The 19,655-nt window shown below is 49.2% G+C and carries 17 protein-coding genes; 13 read left to right on the forward strand and 4 right to left on the reverse strand.

Features of this window, described 5'->3' with window-relative positions:
* Window positions 1-52: 52 nt before the first annotated feature.
* Window positions 53-526, reverse strand: a complete 474-nt coding sequence (locus tag AC0YNW_RS09095; RefSeq protein WP_475832196.1) for an S-Ena type endospore appendage — start codon at window positions 524-526, stop codon at window positions 53-55.
* A gap of 361 nt (window positions 527-887) precedes the next feature.
* Between AC0YNW_RS09095 and AC0YNW_RS09100 the strand changes: the two genes are divergently transcribed.
* From AC0YNW_RS09100 to AC0YNW_RS09120, 5 genes are all read left to right on the forward strand, one after another.
* Window positions 888-1,991, forward strand: a complete 1,104-nt coding sequence (locus AC0YNW_RS09100) for a BclA C-terminal domain-containing protein (protein ID WP_475831668.1) — start codon at window positions 888-890, stop codon at window positions 1,989-1,991.
* A gap of 226 nt (window positions 1,992-2,217) precedes the next feature.
* On the forward strand, window positions 2,218-2,877 hold the full coding sequence (catA, locus tag AC0YNW_RS09105) for a type A chloramphenicol O-acetyltransferase (protein ID WP_475831669.1): 660 nt from the start codon (window positions 2,218-2,220) through the stop codon (window positions 2,875-2,877).
* A gap of 156 nt (window positions 2,878-3,033) precedes the next feature.
* A complete protein-coding gene (locus AC0YNW_RS09110) occupies window positions 3,034-3,729 on the forward strand; it encodes a response regulator transcription factor (protein ID WP_475831670.1) in 696 nt (231 codons plus the stop codon).
* The gene (locus tag AC0YNW_RS09115) at window positions 3,716-5,176 is read left to right on the forward strand and encodes a sensor histidine kinase (protein ID WP_475831671.1); all 1,461 of its coding nucleotides are present in this window, start codon (window positions 3,716-3,718) and stop codon (window positions 5,174-5,176) included. The genes AC0YNW_RS09110 and AC0YNW_RS09115 overlap by 14 nt, the downstream gene beginning before the upstream one ends.
* An 80-nt stretch (window positions 5,177-5,256) precedes the next feature.
* Window positions 5,257-6,378 (forward strand): TolB family protein, encoded by a 1,122-nt coding sequence (locus AC0YNW_RS09120; RefSeq protein WP_475831672.1) that lies wholly within the window; start codon window positions 5,257-5,259, stop codon window positions 6,376-6,378.
* A gap of 115 nt (window positions 6,379-6,493) precedes the next feature.
* On the opposite strand, the gene AC0YNW_RS09125 is transcribed toward AC0YNW_RS09120, so the two are convergent.
* Window positions 6,494-7,273, reverse strand: a complete 780-nt coding sequence (locus AC0YNW_RS09125; protein ID WP_475831673.1) for a MerR family transcriptional regulator — start codon at window positions 7,271-7,273, stop codon at window positions 6,494-6,496.
* 172 nt (window positions 7,274-7,445) lie between these two features.
* Between AC0YNW_RS09125 and AC0YNW_RS09130 the strand changes: the two genes are divergently transcribed.
* A complete protein-coding gene (locus AC0YNW_RS09130; protein WP_475831674.1) occupies window positions 7,446-9,398 on the forward strand; it encodes a helix-turn-helix domain-containing protein in 1,953 nt (650 codons plus the stop codon).
* 199 nt (window positions 9,399-9,597) lie between these two features.
* Here AC0YNW_RS09130 and AC0YNW_RS09135 read toward each other — a convergent pair whose 3' ends face one another.
* On the reverse strand, window positions 9,598-9,837 hold the full coding sequence (locus tag AC0YNW_RS09135; protein ID WP_475831675.1) for a hypothetical protein: 240 nt from the start codon (window positions 9,835-9,837) through the stop codon (window positions 9,598-9,600).
* Window positions 9,838-10,176: 339 nt separating this feature from the next.
* Here AC0YNW_RS09135 and AC0YNW_RS09140 point away from each other — a divergent pair, with 339 nt between their 5' ends.
* From AC0YNW_RS09140 to AC0YNW_RS09170, 7 genes are all read left to right on the forward strand, one after another.
* Window positions 10,177-11,904: a cache domain-containing sensor histidine kinase gene (locus AC0YNW_RS09140; protein WP_475831676.1), complete on the forward strand. Its 1,728-nt coding sequence runs from the start codon at window positions 10,177-10,179 to the stop codon at window positions 11,902-11,904.
* Window positions 11,897-12,970, forward strand: a complete 1,074-nt coding sequence (locus tag AC0YNW_RS09145) for a response regulator transcription factor (protein ID WP_475831677.1) — start codon at window positions 11,897-11,899, stop codon at window positions 12,968-12,970. The genes AC0YNW_RS09140 and AC0YNW_RS09145 overlap by 8 nt, the downstream gene beginning before the upstream one ends.
* A 109-nt stretch (window positions 12,971-13,079) precedes the next feature.
* Window positions 13,080-14,258, forward strand: a complete 1,179-nt coding sequence (locus AC0YNW_RS09150; RefSeq protein ID WP_387470253.1) for an acyl-CoA dehydrogenase family protein — start codon at window positions 13,080-13,082, stop codon at window positions 14,256-14,258.
* Window positions 14,259-14,303: 45 nt separating this feature from the next.
* The gene (locus AC0YNW_RS09155) at window positions 14,304-15,569 is read left to right on the forward strand and encodes an ABC transporter substrate-binding protein (protein WP_475831678.1); all 1,266 of its coding nucleotides are present in this window, start codon (window positions 14,304-14,306) and stop codon (window positions 15,567-15,569) included.
* A 96-nt stretch (window positions 15,570-15,665) separates the two neighbouring features.
* The gene (locus tag AC0YNW_RS09160) at window positions 15,666-16,538 is read left to right on the forward strand and encodes a carbohydrate ABC transporter permease (RefSeq protein WP_387470249.1); all 873 of its coding nucleotides are present in this window, start codon (window positions 15,666-15,668) and stop codon (window positions 16,536-16,538) included.
* 2 nt (window positions 16,539-16,540) lie between these two features.
* A complete protein-coding gene (locus AC0YNW_RS09165) occupies window positions 16,541-17,386 on the forward strand; it encodes a carbohydrate ABC transporter permease (protein WP_475831679.1) in 846 nt (281 codons plus the stop codon).
* A 33-nt stretch (window positions 17,387-17,419) separates the two neighbouring features.
* Window positions 17,420-18,844 carry a Sapep family Mn(2+)-dependent dipeptidase gene (locus tag AC0YNW_RS09170; protein ID WP_475831680.1) on the forward strand — a complete coding sequence of 475 codons (1,425 nt, stop codon included), beginning with the start codon at window positions 17,420-17,422 and terminating at the stop codon, window positions 18,842-18,844.
* A gap of 109 nt (window positions 18,845-18,953) precedes the next feature.
* Here AC0YNW_RS09170 and AC0YNW_RS09175 read toward each other — a convergent pair whose 3' ends face one another.
* Complete coding sequence (locus AC0YNW_RS09175) at window positions 18,954-19,646, reverse strand: queuosine precursor transporter (RefSeq protein ID WP_387470243.1); 693 nt, start codon at window positions 19,644-19,646, stop codon at window positions 18,954-18,956.
* Window positions 19,647-19,655 lie beyond the last annotated feature (9 nt).

The raw sequence follows: 19,655 nt of genomic DNA on the forward strand, positions 1-19,655 counted from the left end.
AAAAACGTTATAGGTTTTAGCGAGAGCTGCATCTTCCTTAATGTTGAATGGCTTAGCGTGATCGGCACCCGTTGTGAGCCTTAAGCTTAAAAAATGAGGTAATCAAATATTTTCCTTCAATTTGCTCAGAAGGTTGGTTTGGCGCGGATACTTGAACCGATCTGACATTGGGTACGGTTAAGGTTCCGGTATTGCCAGGCTGGACTAGTATGCTGGATCTATTCTGCCCCGTTACGACAACCTCCATATATCCGGAGCTTGAGCGCTCATTATAAACCGATATTTGTGTAAGCGCCGCCTGAACTAGGGGGGCGCTTTTCCATATTTGCTGCGGGGCATACTGGTTTTCCTGAAACAAGAGATTGCCACAGCATTCCTTCTCAATCAATCGGCTTGATGGATCGGCTTGCGTAATAGGCGGGTCGACGGGAGGGGGGGTCCATGCTGTGTAATCGACAGGATGCCGGCTGCAGGGTATCTTCTTAACGCGGCGGCGTTTTTGCGTTTTTTTTGCGGGCATAAACATAGGCCATTGAGAAGTCTGTTTTCTTTTTCTGCGTCTTCGTCTGGCAGCTATACGAGATCTCTTCGACTCCAGCAGAGATAATAAAATGAAGAGATAAACGAGCTTTTCTCTGGGGGTGCGCCCAAATAGTCTCAAGCCAATTCACTTCCTTTCCTGCCCGATTTCCAGTATCCCTGACTATATTAGATGATTGAATGGAGTAATTGGTTATACGTTTGAAGGCTAATGATCATAATTGTGTCATTCGCCTATTCTACTAAAATACGGATGAAGGAGAAGGTCAATGGCATAAGCAACATATCAGGTTTCAACATGTAATAATAATGGCTGTCCATGTGACTTGAAAGAAGGAGGGTCGCATATGAAATCATGCGGATGCAAGACGGGCTGCAGCTCTGGATGCGGTCCGGGCTGTGAATACGGCGTTGAGGGAATTGTCGATGGAACGAGAAAAAGACACACGATTTGTTGTCCTTTATATTGCGATGGAACGGAAGAAAAGGTTTGTCCGACCGGCCCAACTGGACCGGCCGGCCCCACGGGCCCGGAAGGTCCAACTGGAGAGACAGGCGCGACCGGCCCTACAGGCCCGGCAGGTGCAACTGGAGTGACAGGCGCAACCGGCGCGACCGGCCCGACGGGTCCAACTGGAGAGACAGGAGCGACCGGCCCGACGGGTCCAACTGGAGCGACCGGCCCCACAGGCCCGACAGGTCCAACAGGAGTTACGGGCGCGACCGGTGCCACGGGCCCGACAGGTCCAACTGGAGTGACAGGAGCGACCGGTGCCACGGGCCCGACAGGCCCAACTGGAGTGACAGGAGCGACCGGTGCCACAGGCCCCACAGGTCCAACAGGAGTTACGGGCGCGACCGGCCCCACAGGCCCGACGGGTCCAACAGGAGTGACGGGTCCGACAGGTCCAACAGGAGCAACCGGCCCAACAGGTCCAACAGGTCCAACAGGCCCTAATTTTGCCACGACGGGATTTTCGGCGCAAATTACGAGCCTCACTGTGAACAGTACTACTGTGTTAAGTAATTGGTCTGTGGCAAGTCCATACTATGGAAATGCAAGCTTTAACCCTGTTACCGGCATATTTACCGTTCCGAATACGGGAAGATATTCTATTAAAGCGACGATTAACTATACAACAACAGCCGCTATTAATGTGCAGACGGGAGCTGGCGTTTTTCCGTCCTTCCGTATAAGACGAACAGCTCCTGGCCCTGTCACTACGGATGTTCTTAACGGAGTATTGTCTATACTGGACGTAAGCATCCTATTGCTCTTGACAATAAGAGTTATTCTAGCCTCCGGTGACGTAGCGCTCGCTGGAGACTTGGAGTTAAATGCTGGCGATCAAATCACGTTAGTCTATGTTACCGGCGGCCTCACCTTGAATTTGAACTTGGGCGGCCCTTCCGGTCTGGGCATTGTATGGTCTATCCACCAAATTGCCTGAACGGCTCACGAATGCTCCGAGCGTATGATCCGCTGCGTGTGGTCATGCAAGTACGAGTCAAGGTATAATGTATCTATGATGGTTGAAAGGCTATCGTTAATTATGATTTTCGAGAATCATGTTAAAATAGTGCCAAGGAAAACAAAAAACGATGAGGATCGTGAAGGTAATGGTTAAAGCAGTTGACCGTCCCTCCTAAAATACAAACATTTTAGGAGGGTGAACAATGAATTTTAATCGGATTGATATGGAGCGCTGGGCACGAAGGCCTTATTTTGACCATTATATGAATCAGGTAAGATGCACTTACAGCATGACCGCTAATATCGACATTACTGAACTGCGGACAGAGCTTAGAGTCAGGGCGATGAAGTTGTATCCAGCCCTGATCTACATGATCACAACGGTAGTTAATCGTCATCATGAGTTCCGAACCTGTTTTGATGCGGAGGGACGGTTGGGGTACTGGGACCATATGTCTCCCAGCTTCACTATATTCCATGAAGAGGATCAGACCTTCTCTAGCATATGGGCTCCGTATTGTGAAGAGTTTATCCGATTTTATGACGGGTATCTAAAGCAGACGGAAACCTACAAGAATGCGAAACAGTTATTCCCTGATCCTGGCGAACCGCTAAGCACATTTCCTATCTCCAGCATTCCATGGGTTAACTTCACGGGGTTTAACCTGAATGTTTATAACGAGGGAACGTATTTGCTGCCTATTTTTACAATTGGAAAGTTCGAGAAGCTGGATGATAAGGTGTTGCTTCCTTTGTCCGTGCAGCTTCATCATGCGGTATGCGATGGCTACCATGCAGGCTTGTTATTTAACGAGCTTCAAGCAATGGCCGCTGGCTGCAAGAGCTGGCTGGCCGGAAATTAATCTTGCGCACGGGCTGCATTCCTATAGGTTGCAGTCATGTTGGAGTCGTGTTGACGCACGGCTCCTTCTTTTATTTCAGTAAGTTGGATTTTTGTTCCAGCAGGAAAACTCTTATAATAGAAGCAAACGATTACGACATGGGGCAGGTGGAATGCCATGCAAGCGAAGATTATGGTCATCGAAGACGAAAAAGCGATTGCGGATGCGATCTCCTATGCCCTGAAGCGCGAAGGCTACGAGGTGGAGGTCGTCGATCGCGGGGATATCGCCGCGAAGCGTCTCGGAGAGACTCGTCCCGACGCTATCATCCTCGATGTGATGCTGCCCGGCATGGACGGCTACGACGTGCTGAAGAAGCTGCAAGACAAAGATGGAATCGGTGTCATAATGCTGACGGCCAAGGAAGACATTGTGAACAAGGTGCTGGGGCTGGAGCTTGGGGCTGACGACTATATGACGAAGCCCTTCGACATGCGAGAGCTGCTCGCGCGGCTTAAGTCCCTGCTTAGACGGATACAGGCCGCTGGAGAGAAGAAGGAGCCAAATGAGATTCAGCTGGGCGGAGTGAAGGTGAGCGTCACTAGAAGAACGGTTATTGCGGGAGAACGGAAGCTGGAGCTGACGCCCAAGGAATTCGATCTGATGGCTCTGCTGGCAGCCAATCCCGATAGGGTATACGAGAGGGAGCAATTGCTGGACCTGGTATGGGGGATGGATTATTACGGAGGCACGCGTACGGTAGACATTCATGTGCAGAGGCTGCGCAAGAAGCTGGGACCCGACTACGGCGATACCATCCAGACCGTTCATGGCATCGGCTACAGGGCGTCCGGAGGACATGGTGAGAGTTAGCATCAAGCTGAAGTTCAGCCTGTTCCTCGCCGGCCTTCTGCTGCTCACGGTATTCGTGCTCAGCCTGCTGGTCTTGCAGGGAATCGAGCGGAATCAACGCATGCAGACGGAGAGGCTTCTTGCTCAGCAAGCCGACACGGCGAACGTCTATTTCTTCCAATCCATCATGGAGCAATCCAGTAAAGTACCTCAGACATTCCTGGAGACCAAAGGTGCGGCGTTCGGCGAGCAGCTAGCGCTGATCAGCGGGCAGCCCGTCGTCTTGTATGATAGGAGCGGCGCCGTCATAGGGAGGAGAACCGCTGCCCCTCCATCCGACAGCATCAAGCAGACACTGGCGTATGCGTTGGAGAACAAGACTGCTTATTTGGTGGAAGGCGAGTCCATGTATTATTTGACTCCTCTGCGCGCGGGGGGCGAGCAGATTGGTGTGGTCCAATTCTATTATTCCCTCCGTGACCACCAGGCTTTCTATGATGAGATCAAGCGATTGTTCATTTATATTGGAACAGGCGTGTTCGTGCTCAGCTTCCTCTTGGCGTACTTGTTTTTCAACTCCTTCGCTGGGAGCATCATTAAGCTGAACGATACGGTAGGTCGTATCCGAGAGGGACAGTTCGCTGTGCCGGACATGAAGCGGAGAGACGAGATCGGGGAGCTCGGCGCAGGCATAGCCGCCATGAGCGAACGGCTCATGGCAACGATGCGGGATAAGGACGAGGAGCGGGAGAAGCTGGCGCTTGCTGTTCGCAAGCTATCGGAGCTGGATCGGCAGCAGAAGGAGTTCATCGGCAATGTCACGCATGAGTTCAAGACACCGCTGACCTCCATTAAAGCCTATCTCGATCTGCTCGACATGTATCCCGATGACGAAGAGCTGCTGAACACGGCCAAAACCCATATTGCCAGAGAGGCGCAGAGGCTCTACGAAATGGTGGAGAAGGTGCTGCAACTGTCAGCGATGGAGAAATATGATTTTGAGTATAACAAGGAAAAGCTTGAGGTACGGGGCACAATTGAGTCAGTGCTGAACAGCCTGAAGGGGAAGATGGACAAGTTCGGCCTTGCGCTGGAGACGGATTTGCACGAAGCCTATATGGAAGCCGACAAGGATTATATGAATATTGTGCTTGCGAATCTGCTGGACAATGCCATCAAATACAACAAGACAGACGGTCGTATCCGCGTAAGCAGCTTCGTCAGGGACAATGAGGTTGTCATCGAAATAGCCGACACGGGGATCGGCATTCCGGGGGGAGTCGCAGATCAAATTTTCGAAGCGTTCTATACGGTGGATAAGAACAGATCCAGAGAGCATGGCGGCGCCGGACTGGGGCTGTCGCTGGTGAAGCGGTATGTCGAGACGCAGGGAGGCAAAATCTCCATCGTGAAGTCGGATGACAGCGGCACGACGTTCCGAATGACGTTCCCGTTACAAACTCGCTGAAATTGTTTACAACTTGGAAACAACTCATTGTTGAATCGCAACATTCGGTTGGTATTGTATGCATTAGGGAGGCGAATACAATGGACAAAACAAAAGCAGCCATCATAGCATGCGTACTTGCCTTGTTGCTTACGGTCACTGCTTGCAGCGGAGATAACGGAGGGAATCGCGAGGTCATTCGGGAGCCGGGGAAAACCATCACCGTCATCGATAACGACAGTAAGACGCCGGCCGCCGGACCGGCTATTACGGTGGGCGGCATTAAGCGGTACGAGAAGGTGGAAATATTCGGCTGGCTGGATGAGGATACGGTCATCGTATCCCAGGAGAACGATTCGTTAGCGAAGATGAAGCTGGAGGAGCTGGCGGATTCCTATCCGCGTAGCTTATACCGCGTCAATCTGAATACGGGAGAACGTGTGCCGTTGAAAGAACAGGAGAACGTGTTCTTGGGAGGCGCCAGCTTGTCTCCCGACAACAAACATCTGATCTACCAGGAGTATACGCTCGGCGATCCCGTGTATCATGTTATGAACTTGGACACGCTGAAGTCGTTCAGCCTATCCGGCGAGCCCATTGGAGGAGCCATGAGCGCCAGATGGACAGATGATGGCAGCGTCATAGGCGCTTCTTATGGGGGCGGAGCTTACACGGCAACGACGAAAGGCGATATTGCCGCGCTTGAGGAACTGAGCGAAGGAGCACTGATTATCGTAGCCAAGCTTGGTAACCGCGTCTACTATAATTCCAATGCGGATGAAGCGCTGAAGGTGCTCCATCTGGATACCAAAGAGACCCAGGATATGGTGCTCGGTTCTGTGGGCAGCGTCATTCCTTCACCTGACGGTAAGCAGCTGCTGGTGACGCAATACGAAGGCTCCAAGGTGAAGCTGACGCTGTGCGATCTGGACGGAGGGAACGCAAAGACGATTGCGGAAGGAGCGGAGCTTGGCGGAATTTCCTGGTCGGCGGATCAGCGGCTGATCGCATTCAGCATGCAAGCGGAGGTAAGCGGGGCGACAGTCAAAGGCTTGTACGTCCACGATCTATTGTCGGACCAAGCCGTCCGAATTGCAGCCGATGTCGACAGCGCCGTGAACTCCTCGTGGAGCCCTGCGGGCGACAAGCTGACCTATTCGGTATGGAACGGCAGCAGCTACGACAGCAGCGTCGTCGAGATTCATTCTTCCTTGCAGCCATAATTGACATTAATAGAGAGAACGAATACAGGAATGCAAAAATACAGAGCTCAGCTAGTTCAAGCTGCAGCTCTGTATTTTTTTGTTGGAAGAGCTCAGTCACTCTCAAATCGCAAGTTTATTGCCCGTTCGATTCATCCTGGTGCGATTCTCTGTCCTTATCTCTGTAAAATACAGCAGCCGTGTAAAGGTAATAGCTCGTACCGGTCTGCTGGCTTTCCATCATATTGCGGTGAAAGTCGTCTTCTACGAAGAAAGCGGCTTGATCCACAAAAGATTTTGCAGTTGTCTCAAACCCTAGCTCATTCAAGTAGACCATATGCCGGGCAAGCAGCTCTTGTAATCGCTCATCGGTCGGACTCCAGCCATCACGCAAGGCTTGCGCCAATCCCGACATGAACGCTTCAGCTCCCTGCGATACCTCGTTCAATTGCTCTGGATCGATTTCTTGACCGGCAAGCATATCGTACTCGTAATTTTCCTTCAAGTAGCTGTTTTGCTCCGACAATGCGGCCTCCCATTCTTCTTTGTTCAATCCTTGGAACATTTGCGATTGATCCATGTGTTCTCCTCTCTCAGCGAAGCGGATAGAGTCTTCGAGCGTGATAAGCAGACGGTCCATTCGCTGCTTGCGCAATCGGAGCGCTTCCTGCTGTCTCACCAGACAGCGAAGCCTGCTCGGCTCATCCGCCATCGCCTGTTTGATTTCTTGGAGGGGGAAATCAAGCTCTTTGTAGAACAAAATTTGCTGGAGCTGCTCAAGCTCATCTGTGCCGTACAGACGGTAGCCGGCCTCCGAGACTTCACAGGGCTCAAGCAGCTTTATTTTGTGATAGTGATGCAACGCCTTAATGGTGACGCCTGTTAATTCCGCTAACTGCTTGACGGTATATCGCATGATTTCCTCACCTCGTGTTTGATTGTAAAGGCTCCTCTTAGAGGAGGGTCAAGGTATGCTTTAGATTTATTATAAAAATGAAAATGGAAAGGATTCAATATGTCCGCCAACACTTCTGTTATAATTGATAACAATTATCAATTATAAATTCTAGAAAGGGGGCGTTTCGAAGTTGAATGAGGATGATTTGCTAATATGGGACTTCGCCAATATTCGGCTGATGGATATTCGCCACATGTTTTTGGATCAGGGCGAGGGATTATGTTCTTATTGTTTTCCCACTTCGGGTTATCTATATATCGTGCGTGGTGCCGCAACCATCCGGCTTAATGGGATCGAACAACCCGCAGAGGGGTTTCATGTGATACATAGCGGCAAAGGAGGCCGTCTGGACATTGATTCGGTCAGAGAGAAGCTCGAATACTACCTTGTTCTATATAAAGCAACGCTATCGATCAAATCCTTTGCGAATGTGGGAAGATTGTTTGAGAGCAATAGTCCGTTCCAAAGGCAGTTTGCCTATATTCCGCATGATCCATTGGAATTGCTCGAACAGTTGAATGAGCTGCGCCGAAGCTGGTTGAAGCCAGGCCTGCTGGGGCGGATTCATACCAAGTCCAAGCTGTACCAATTCATATACGAAGTAGAGAAGCAACTTCAGATGGAAGCCAATTATACAGACAAGCCGGATCTTGTAGAACAAGCGATGCGTTATATCCGTGATCATTATAAGGAAGCCATTACGCTGTCCATGATTGCCGAACGGCTGAGCTATAGTGCTGCATACGTAGCCAAACAATTCAAAAGCAAAACCGGAAGCAGCATGATTGACTATCTCATTCAGATCCGGATGGAAAAGGCCGAGGAGCTGCTGCTTCATACGGAAGTATCTCTGCAAGAAATTGCCGCGGGCGTGGGCTATAATGACCTGTCTTATTTCATACGCATTTTCAAGAAAACGACCGGAATTTCGCCAGGCAAGTTCAGGACTGTGGGGCGCACTCGGATAAAAGTTGCAGATCGTCCAATGAAGAGGATGATATTGTCTAATGCAGAAAGCAAAGGGTTCGTCTATACTGATAACGATTATGATAATCATTATCAACGTAGAAAAGGGGACGACTTACCCATGTATCGAAACATCAAGCTATCCGTAGGAACCGTCATGCTGTTATGTCTGACCATTATGCTCAGTGCTTGTTCAACTGCTGGAGGCAATTCACTGCCAGTGCCGACAGCCTCGGCAGAGGTCCAAACGAATCAACAGGCGGGGGCCGCGTCTTCCGTAAGATTGTATACAGACAGTCAAGGACATGAAGTCAGTATCCCGGATAAACCGCAGCGAATCGTGCTTCAAGGCAACTCAATCGGAGATTTGCTCGCGCTGGGCGTTCAGCCAGTTGGCATAGACCGTAGATTTATAGAGCAATCGGTCTATCAGGATAAGGAGCAGACGCCAGCGCAGGATATTGGCTTTCCTACCAATCTGGAGGCGATTCTCGATCTGGAGCCGGATCTGACGATGCTCGGTTATGTTATGGACAAGCAATATGATGAAATGTCCAAGATAGCTCCGACTGTTGTTTTTGATCAAACCCTTCCCTTGCATGAACGCCTTTCGGTCATTGGAGAGGTTGTTGGCAAAAAAGCGGAAGCGGAGCAACTGCTGGCTGATTACGACGAAAAGGCGAGCCGCATGTGGGATGAACTGCGGCAGCAAGGGAAGATCGTTGAAGATGAGACGGCCGTGGTACTTATCTATTATTGGAACAAAGTGATGTATCTGATGAAAACAGGAGGGTTATCGGAACTGTTGTACCAGGAGAAGGGCTACAGCATGTCGGATACCGTGAAGGGGCTGGAACCGGCGGAAGGATCCCCGTATATTGAAGTGTCGGCTGAGTTGATGCATGAGATGCTTGTTGGTGATCGCCTGTTTGTGTTGTTCCCTGCCAATCCGGAAGCGGAACATACATTTGAAGAATTGCTGGAATCCCCCCTCTGGCAGCAGCTTCCTTCCGTTCAAAACGGGAAAGTCACGTTTATTGAGACCAAATGGAATTACACGGACATGCTGACCAGCGACATGTTGCTGGACGAGTTCCCTCACATGCTGGAGAACTGAGAGGACTCGCCGGGAGAGGAAGATAAGGGCTGTAACAGATTGAATGAAGAGACCTGTTGCGGTGAAAAGAACAAAAGGATAACACAAGAGCAAATGAAATAGACTGGCTATGCCGCGCACTAAAAGTCCGCTCCTTATTGAACTCCACCCCCATTGGTTAGGGGCAGTTCATAGGAGGCGGATTTTGTTTTTTGTGCGGTTAACCTACACCATCGCTCTCCAGCAAGTCATAGAAGTTATCGCGGTCTTCGTTATCGAATTGACCAAGCGTCTTCACCTTGACTACTTCATGCCCGCCATTCATGTCCAGTTCCTCGCCATGCTTATTGAAAAGCGCAATCATATGGCCATCCGTGTTCAGCTCCATGTACCCGTAACAGGGTTCCTCAGGCGGTTCTCCGAAAAGAAGCACAAATCTGATCTTGTCCACTTGATGCATCTTCATTCTCCTTTTAAATAGAGTCATATCTAATGCAAATTGTACGAGAAACCATGCAGATTGGAAAAAGCGATATGGCTTCGTATACGGGCATATACATGCTCCTCTAGAAGACAAAGAGGGGCTCCTCCTGTTATATCGCTTTATTTCAAATTATCTCTTGACGGGATGAGGTTTGGGCATTATGATAGCGTGCCGGTTATCTTAACATGGTATATATATCGACATACTCTTAATTTCCTATTGTTTTACTGGGAAATATAGAGTATTTTTTTATTTGAGACGCTCTGCTCCTTTAAAGGGTTATGAATCGGCGATAGAGCAAAGGGAGAATGCAGAATGAACATAAGAATCAGGCATAAGCTGGTATTGTTTATACTCATCGGCGTTCTGCTTACGAGTAGTATTAGCCTTCTGTACGTGCAAAAGACGCATAAGTTGTATGAGCAACTGGTCTATGAGCAAACCAGCGAGAAGCTGTATCTCTATGCCGAGCGAATCGAGGACAAGCTGGCAGCGATTGACCGAATGACACAAGCGATCGCAAGCGATGCGGACATTCAGCAGGGGCTGGAGAAGATCAAGCAAGGCACGAATAGCAGTGAAACTTATTATGCGATTAAGGCCATCGAAGAGAAGCTGTTGTCGTATCGTATCTTTAATTATCCGATTCGCTCTGTGGCGATAATCGATTTTTGGGGCAATGATTATTGGCTCGGCACCACGAAGGATGCTGCTGCGCCAGCGTATATCAAGCAGTTCATTGACATGGCGGCGCAGAAGGAAGGCGGAAGCTTGTGGAAGGGCGGAGAACCCGATTCCAAGATATTTACTTCCTTAAGGGAAATTAGAGGGGTCAAAAGCATGGACTTCCCCAGACTGGGCACGTTTGTTGTTCGAGTGAACGCAGATGATTTGATTAACTCTATCGGCTCCAATCCGTCTTCCGCGGGCTTCAACAATACATTGCTTATATATGAAAATCATGAGCCTATTTATTGGAATGATGAGCAGTGGAAGCAGAAAAGGATGCCTAGCTCTCTGATCCAGAATGAACGATCAGGCGAACAATATGAGATGCTGACACTGAAAAAGCATAAATATTTGACCACCTTATCCACGATGAGCTTCACAGGCTGGACATTAGTGAACCTTGTGCCCTATGAGACCTTGTTCCAGAAAGCCATTCTGATGAAAAAGATACTGCTGCTCCTATATGCATTCATTTTGGTTTCGCTTGTATGGATAGGCTTTATATTTGCCAGAAGCATTACTCGTCCGATAGAGAAGCTGGCCAATCGGATGAGCAAGGTGGAGCAGGGGGATTTTGCGACCTATCGCGAGCTGCCGGCCAAAAATATGGATGAAATCGGCTGGCTGACAAGCAGCTTCGATAAGATGACGGCTTCCTTGGACCGGTTAATCAAGGACAATTACATTAAGCAGCTTCATATCAAAGAGTCCCAATATGAGGCGCTTAAAGCGAAGCTTAATCCTCACTTTCTCTACAATACGCTGGATTCGATTAACTGGCTGGCACGGCGCAACGGACAGGATCGCATCTCCAGCATGGTCAAGGCGCTGGGCGATATGCTCAGAAGCACAACGAGCAAGAAGGAAATGGTTACGCTCCAGGAAGAAATCCAGCATGTCAGCAATTATTTGCTCATTCAGAAATACCGGTTTGAAGAACGGCTGCATTGTGAGATTAATATCCCTGATGAGCTTACGAGCTGTTATATTCCAACGATGATTCTGCAGCCGATTGTAGAGAATGCCATGAAGTATGGCATCGATGATCGGACTGGAACATGCCATATTACAATTAACGGCGAACGCTTCGGAGATCAGCTTGATATTTGGATAGCGGATCAAGGACCAGGGATGGATACGCAATACTTGGACCAGGACTTAGGAGACGGCATTGGACTAAGGAGCATTCATGAACGTTTGCAGTTGCTGTATGGCGAGCCATATGGCATTGCCATATTGGAGGGCATCGATCAAGGCACCATTATTCGGATTCGAATTCCTGTGCTATTGAAGGGAGAGGATCATCATGACTAGCTATCGGGTATTAATTGTGGATGATGAACGTATGGTGAGAGAGGGAATCGCGGAGTCGATAGACTGGACGGGTCTTGGAATGGTGTTGGCAGGAACCGCCGCCAATGGGCAGCAAGCATTAGCGATGCTTGATGAGCTTCAGCCGGATGTGGTCATTACGGATATTAAGATGCCAATGATGGACGGACTTCAATTGATTGAACAAGGTTCCAAGCTGTCTTCTCATACCGTGTTTATTGTGTTATCCGGGTTTGGGGAATTCGAGCTGGCCACGCAGGCGATGCGTTTCGGCGTACGCAGGTATTTGCTGAAGCCAAGCGATGAGCGTGAGATTGCAGAAGCGCTGGAGTGGTCCAAGCAGGAGGTAGATGCTGCACGCAGCCACTATGGAAGTTCCATGCAACCTGTCGACGCAACAAAGATAGATCAACAAGGCATCCTGTCTTCCATTCCGAGTGATCTTCTGCAGGCCATTGTTCATGCGGATGAAGCCCAATTAATGAGGGTATCGAGAAGCTGGAACGAGCAATTGCTGAGTGACGGCGTGACGCTGCGAGCCATCCAGGAGAACATTAACGATGTTCTAACTTATATCTGCAATCAGCTGAATGCAGAATATGGCGTAAGCATCCCGCACACGCCTGTAGAGGGGCAAGACCTGCAAGCATTCCAGAAGGAGCTGGGCAGGCTATATGCAGGCTATCATTTCCGCAAGGTGGATAAGAAGGCCATACTTGTTCTCAAAATAAAGCAGTTAACCGTAGAGCATATTCAGAACAGACAGCTTTCCTTGCAGTGGCTTGCCCAGCATTACTTGTTCCTGAACTCCGAATACTTGGGCAAGCTGTTCCGGCAGGATACAGGCGAGAAGTATACCCAGTTTCTAACCACCGTTCGAATGAAGCGGGCAAAGGAGCTCTTGCGTTCATATCCTGCATTAAAGATCTATGAAGTAGCGGATCAATGCGGGTTTGAGCAGGACCCGCAATACTTCTCCAATGTGTTTAAGAAGCATTGCGGCTGTACGCCTAATGAATATCGCAAGCAGCAATGCGGCGAGAGTTAGTTCGGTTTTTTACAATAAAAAGCTCGGGTTTTTTATCTTTAATTCATAATGGAATACGATTACTATAAAACAAAGTAAACCAATGAGGTTTATAAGAAAGGCGTTGTTCATGGTGACATACTCTGATCCTTCTGATCGCTTTATACGAAATGAACGGGAAGCGAACATTGCAGCGAGAGCAGATCGGCTAGCGGCGATATTTGCAGAGCGGGCTCCTAAGCATGATCTTGAAGGAGCATTTCCCTTCGAGAATTTCGATGAGTTAAGAGATTCCGGCTACCTGGCTCTTACCGTACCAGAATCATACGGAGGAGAGGAGGCATCCATCTATGAACTCGTTCTATCTCAAGAACGTCTGGCTAGAGGAGACGGCTCCACAGCGCTGGCGATCGGCTGGCATATTGGTTTATTGAAGCAGCTTCACTTATCGGGCGCTTGTCCGGAGGAATTGTTCCGCGAGCTATGCCATGAAGTTGTGCAAGATGGACTTATTTTGAATGAACTGGCAAGTGAGCGGGCAACAGGCAGCCCCTCCCGCGGCGGCAAACCCCAGTCGAAAGCGGTAAAGGTGGACGGGGGCTGGCTGATCTCAGGTCAGAAATCGTTCTGTACCTTAAGTCCGGTTTTGAGGAAGTTTATTGTCTCTGCCACGATGACCGATAGCGATACGGTTGGTTCCTTCCTTATGGAAGCGGGAGAAGGGGTTCAAATTCTGGAAACTTGGAATACGCTTGGCATGCGATCCACCGGCAGTCATGACATCGTTATGAATGAGGTGTTTGTCCCGGACCGGTACCTGATACGTGGCGGAGCCAACAGCCAGCTGCGCAAGCCGGTGCCGACAGATGGGAATATGCTTCATATTCCGGCATGCTATCTGGGAATTGCGCATGGCGCACGTGACTTCGCGATTGCCTTTGCAGCCAAGCATAAGCCGAATTCCTTACAAGTGCCTATCGCGGAGCTTCCGCATATCCAGCGGCAAATCGGAGAGATGGAGCTTGATCTGATTACGGCAAGAACCTATCTGTACCATACGGCCGACCGCTGGGATAAGGAAGCGGAGCGCCGAGCAGAGCTTAAAGTTGAGCTGGGCGTGGCTAAGCATGTTGCGACGAACGCAGCTGTACGTATTGTGGATCAGGCTATGAGAATTGTAGGGGGGCTGAGCCTGTCGCGGTCATTTCCGCTTGAGCGCATGTATCGCGATGTTCGGGCCGGGCTTCACAACCCGCCAATGGACGATGTGGTTATCACGAATTTGGCCAATCGCGCATTAGGGAAATAAGCGCAATATGTGTGACAAAACAGGTTAAAGTCAGGGGAGATAAGGATGAAAAAAAGAACAAAACTATCGATTATAGCGGTATTGCTGGCCTCACTGGTGATGAGCGCATGCAGCAAAGAGGATGCGCCTTCTAACGGAAACAAGGGTAAAGACGATGTGATCAAAATCGAGTTTTTCCAGCAGCAGGGCGAGGAAGCGATTCAGAGCGCTTATCGCGAGGTTATCGCTGACTTCTCGAAGGAATATCCGAATATTGTCATCGACATGAATACCGTGCCCGACCCTGTTAAAGTGTTAACCGCTCGCTTTGCAACCAATGATATCCCGCCGCTCTTCACGGATTATCCGACGCAGCTTCAGTTTAAGGAAAAAGTGAAGAACGGATTTATCGAAAACTTGAGCGATCAGCCCTTTATCAAAGATGTGAATCAAAAGTATCTGGATATGACGCCGGCTGATGACGGCGGCTACTATTCGCTGCCCTATGCTCGCAACTATATGGCCGTCTACTATAATGTCGAGCTGTTCGAGCAAAATGATGTAGCAATTCCAACGACGTATGCCGAGTTTATTGAAGCGAGTAAATTGTTCCAAAGCAAAGGCATTACGCCGCTGTACCTTCCACTGAAGGATGTAGGCCATATTTTCCAAGCAACGAACATTGCATTCGCGCCTGGCGGCGTTGAAGAGATGGCCAAAGCAGCCAAGGGAGAAGGACAAATTGAAGGCAATTCGGTGTTTCTGGAATATGCGAAAAAGCTGAGAGAGCTAACGGAGTATGCCAACAAGGATGCGTTTGGCGTGAGCGCTCAAATGATGCAAGAAGCATTCGCGAATGGACAAGCTGCCATGATTATTTCCGGCTCCTACGGCCGCGGCAATATTAAGCTGGCTAATCCAGATCTGAAGTTCGGTGCGTTCCCGCTGCCGAATGATACGCTGGAAACAACAACAGCTCTATCCGGCGTCAATGCTTCTCTATCGATCTCGGCAAAAGCCAAGCCAGAGGAGAAAGAAGCTGCGCTTACCTTCCTGAAGTATTTGGCCCGCCCGGAGGTTGCTCAGAAATGGTCTGATCTATCCGGTGAGCCGTCGATTATTACTGGCACAACCTATGACGACAAGTATCTGCAGCCGCTGCTGGACTTTATCGACAACGGCAATGTTCATGACTGGATGTCTTCCACGCTTCCAAGCGCGATCGTCACAGAGCTGTATGGTACGACTCAAGGCTATCTGATCAATAACGAGACACCTGAGCAATACCTGAAGAACATAGATGAAACGATCAAGCTTAACGCAGTTAATTAATTCAATAGCATGATTCTGAACGGCAATTTGAGTCTATCAAGTTGTCGTTCAGCTTGTCTGCCCGTTCAAGGCATTACGAGATGAGGAAGGTGTCGCATGACAAGCAAATTTCTGGAACGCTCAACCTATTTCTTATTCACTCTTCCTGCTGTCATTCTGTATACATTGTTTTTCGCCTATGCCGTTGTAGTAGGCATTCAATATAGCTTCACGGATTGGAACGGAATTAGCTCCGGCTATAACTATGTAGGCTTCAGCAACTATGTGGAGCTGTGGAACAATCCCAACTTCAAGCAGTCCTTAATTGTCACCGGAAAATACGCCGTTATGCTTGTAGCCGGGGTCATGATTCTCTCGCTCATTTTAGCGCTAAGTCTGAACTCTCTTAAGAAGCTCCAAACGTTTGCCAAATCGATTTATTTTTTGCCGGCCATGATCAGCGCAGTGACGATCTCATTGATTTGGGACCAGCTGTTTGTCCGGGTCGTTCCTCTGATTGGCGAGGCGATGAATCTAACGGCTTTATACCAAAGTCCGCTGGCTCATCCCAAGTATGCGCTGATTGCTGTCGTGATCGTCAACATTTGGCAGGCTGTAGCGTTGCCGACGCTTATCTTTATCGCGGGTTTGCAGTCCGTTCCTTCCGAGCTGTATGAAGCGGGCAGAATCGACGGAGCGAGCACCTTCAACCGTTTTCGCTACATTACGTTTCCTTTTCTTATTCCTACAATTACGGTCAATATGGTGCTTGCGATCAAAGCAGGCATTACATCCTTCGACTATGCCTACACGCTGACAGGCGGTGGGCCGGTGAAATCTACGAATGTGATTGGCATCATGATCTATAATGACGCGTTCCAAAACCTGAGATTTGCGATGGCGAATGCGGAAGCAGTTATTCTGTTCATTATTATTGCGGTATTATCTTTCATCCAAATCAAGCTATCGCGCAAAGGCGGTGTCCATTAAGCATGAATGTATCGATACGACAAGAAGGACTAGGCTGGCGCATACTTCGCAACGTTATATTGCTTATGGGCATCCTCGTTATTTTGGGACCGATGTATCTGGTAATCATCAATTCCTTCAAATCCTTGGAGGAAGCGGGCCGAGGTTTCTTCAGCCTGCCTCAGACACTGAACTTCTCCAATTATGCCGAGCTGCTGTCCAAAGGGAACTACTGGCGATATGTATGGAATACGGCGTTCATCACGATCGGAGGGATCGTGATGGTGCTGCTCATTAATCCGACTGTGTCTTTCGCCATCGCCCGCAATCGCCACAAGAAATACTACAACTTTATCTACCTGTACATTTTGCTGGGGCTGTTCGTGCCGTTTCAGGTCATCATGCTGCCGCTCACGAAAATCATGACCAATCTCGATCTGTTGAATCCTGTGGGACTGATCCTCTTGTATGGCGCGCTGAGCTTGACGAGAGGGGTATTCCTGCTAGTCAATTATATCGAAAGCATGCCGACGGAAATCGAAGAGGCCGCCAGAATTGATGGCTGCAACACCTTTCAAATCTATCATTCTATTGTATTGCGGTTGATCATGCCGATGCTGGTGACGCTTGTCATTATGGATGCCTTATGGTTCTGGAATGATTTCATGCTGCCGCTGCTAATATTGAATAAAGCAAAGGAGTTTTGGACCCTGCCTTTGTTCCAATATAACTTCAAGACGGAGTATTCGTTCAACTATACAATGGCGTTCACGTCATATCTGATGGCGATGCTGCCCATTATGGCGGTGTATGCAGCAGGGCAGAAGTATATTATCGCCGGGTTGACGGAAGGGGCTATTAAAGGCTAGGACTGAGGCTGAGTTCGAGACAGGAGGTTTAAGATGAGAGACTTAGCTAATGATGTGAGAATTGAGCAATGGATAGAGGAGCATAATAGCTCCTTGCTAGGGGATATTGCCGGATTTGTACGCATTCCGAGTGTAGCGAGTTATGCTCCGTTATCCCCCTATCCGTTCGGGGAACGATGCGCGGAGGCGCTCCAATATGTACTGGATTTAGGTCAACGATACGGCTTCCAAACGATTAACCGGGAGTATTATTGTGCGGAAATCAGCATTGGTGATGCGGCGAAGCGCTCGGTTGGCATATGGGGTCATGCCGATGTAGTCCCGGCAGGAGAGGGCTGGATCTATCCGCCCTTTGCTTGCACAGTCAGGGACGGCTTTCTCATCGGCAGAGGGGTGCAAGACAATAAAGGAGCCGTAATTGCTGTGCTCTATGCCCTGAGATTTATTCAGGAGCTGGGCATCCCCTTGAACTATCATCTTCGGCATATCATCGGCAGCGGCGAAGAGATTGGGATGCATGATGTTGCGTATTATCGCAAGCATTATACGATTCCTGATTTTAACATTGTGGCAGATAGCGGCTTTCCAGTGTGTTATGGAGAGAAGGGGATGCTCTCGGTTACCTTAAACTGCGATTTATCGGATCGTTCAATTGTACGACTGCGAGGAGGCGAAGCCTCTAATAGTGTGCCGGGCTATGCCGAGCTTGTTGTACGACGTGATGATGCTGCGATAGCCAAGCTTAGCTCTCTTCCGCCTGTCATTCAGTATAGTGAAAGCGAAGAGGAGATTATATTATCCGCTGCCGGCAAGGCCGGGCATGCTGCCTTTCCTCACGGCACTTACAATGCGATAGCCGTGCTGCTGGAGCCACTGCTCGAATGCGCATGGTTTGAGGGGTCCGTACACAAACAGCTTGAGAAGATTTATGAAATCTGCAGGTATCATGATGGCCTGGCATTAGACATACAGTGCGAGGATGCAATATCTGGTGCGTTAACATGCGTGGGAACGAAACTGCAAGCACAGGATGGAAAGTTGGCGCTGGAGTTAAACATTCGTTATCCCATTCAACAGTCTTCGGAGACAATGTTGCAGCAGCTGGAGGGGAGCGGCTTTACACTGTCTCATGTGCATATCAGTGAGCCGAGTTATTATAATCCTGATACGCCAGAGGTCGATCGGCTCATGAAAGTCTATCGTGACGTGACAGGAGAGCGAGCGGAGCCCATCGTCATGGGCGGCGGCACGTATGCCAGGAAGCTGTCTCATGCCGTTGGCTTTGGCCCAGGCTTGCCGGCTGACTTATCACCGCTCCATTTTCCGGAAGGTCATGGACATATTCACGGGCCGGACGAGGTGCAGTCCATTCCGAATCTGTTAACTGCGTTAAAGATTTATATTAATGCCTTATTGGAGCTGAATGAGCTTTATAAGTCGAAGGATGATGCGGGATAAATCGGATTTGATGCAGATGGAGTCTTAAGGGCTTATATGAAATAAAAAAAATCGCCCGAGGGTTGTGAACCCTGAGCGATTTTTTATGTCCGTGACCCGTTATGGAAGCCTAGTCTTCTTTCACCTTCATATTTCTCGCCCAGTATAGAACTGGTGTAGCCAGGAAAGAGATGAGCAGCTTGAGCACATAAGTTGTCAGGAAAATTTGAATCCAGATATCGAACGTATGAACCTTGTAGAAAGCAATCGTACAAAATACAAGGGAATCGAGAAGCTGGCTGACAAGCGAGCTGCCGTTGATCCGAATCCAGAACTGGTTGCGCACCGGGAACCTCTTCTTCAGATAGCTGAATACCCGTACGTCCAGGAACTGGCTGACAAAGTAAGCGCACAAGCTTCCTGCCGCAACCTGCGGAAGGAATCCAAAGATCGCCGTCAGCGGCTCATGGGCAAAGTCCTCCGCCTGTGGAGTGAAAGCGAGCGTCATCTGCATTAGGATATTCGATGCAATGAGCGTGAAGAATCCGAACCAGACCGCTTGTTTAGCGGCTTGCTGGCCGTATTTTTCATTGAGCAGATCCGTCGTCATATAGATGGTCGTGTAGATCGTATTGCCCAGCGTCATGACGATAGCGAAGGTGCCGATGGACATCTCGATCGTTTTGGTTACCTGGATGTTGGCAATCACCGTGGCAAAGCCGACCCAGGCGTACAGACCCTTTTTGCCGAACATGCGGTAGCAGAGCAAAAAGAGGCCGAAGTGGACGAGCATGAACAGCACGCCCCACAGCAAATTGAACATAACCTAAAA

The organism is Paenibacillus sp. J31R120, from assembly GCF_056269225.1.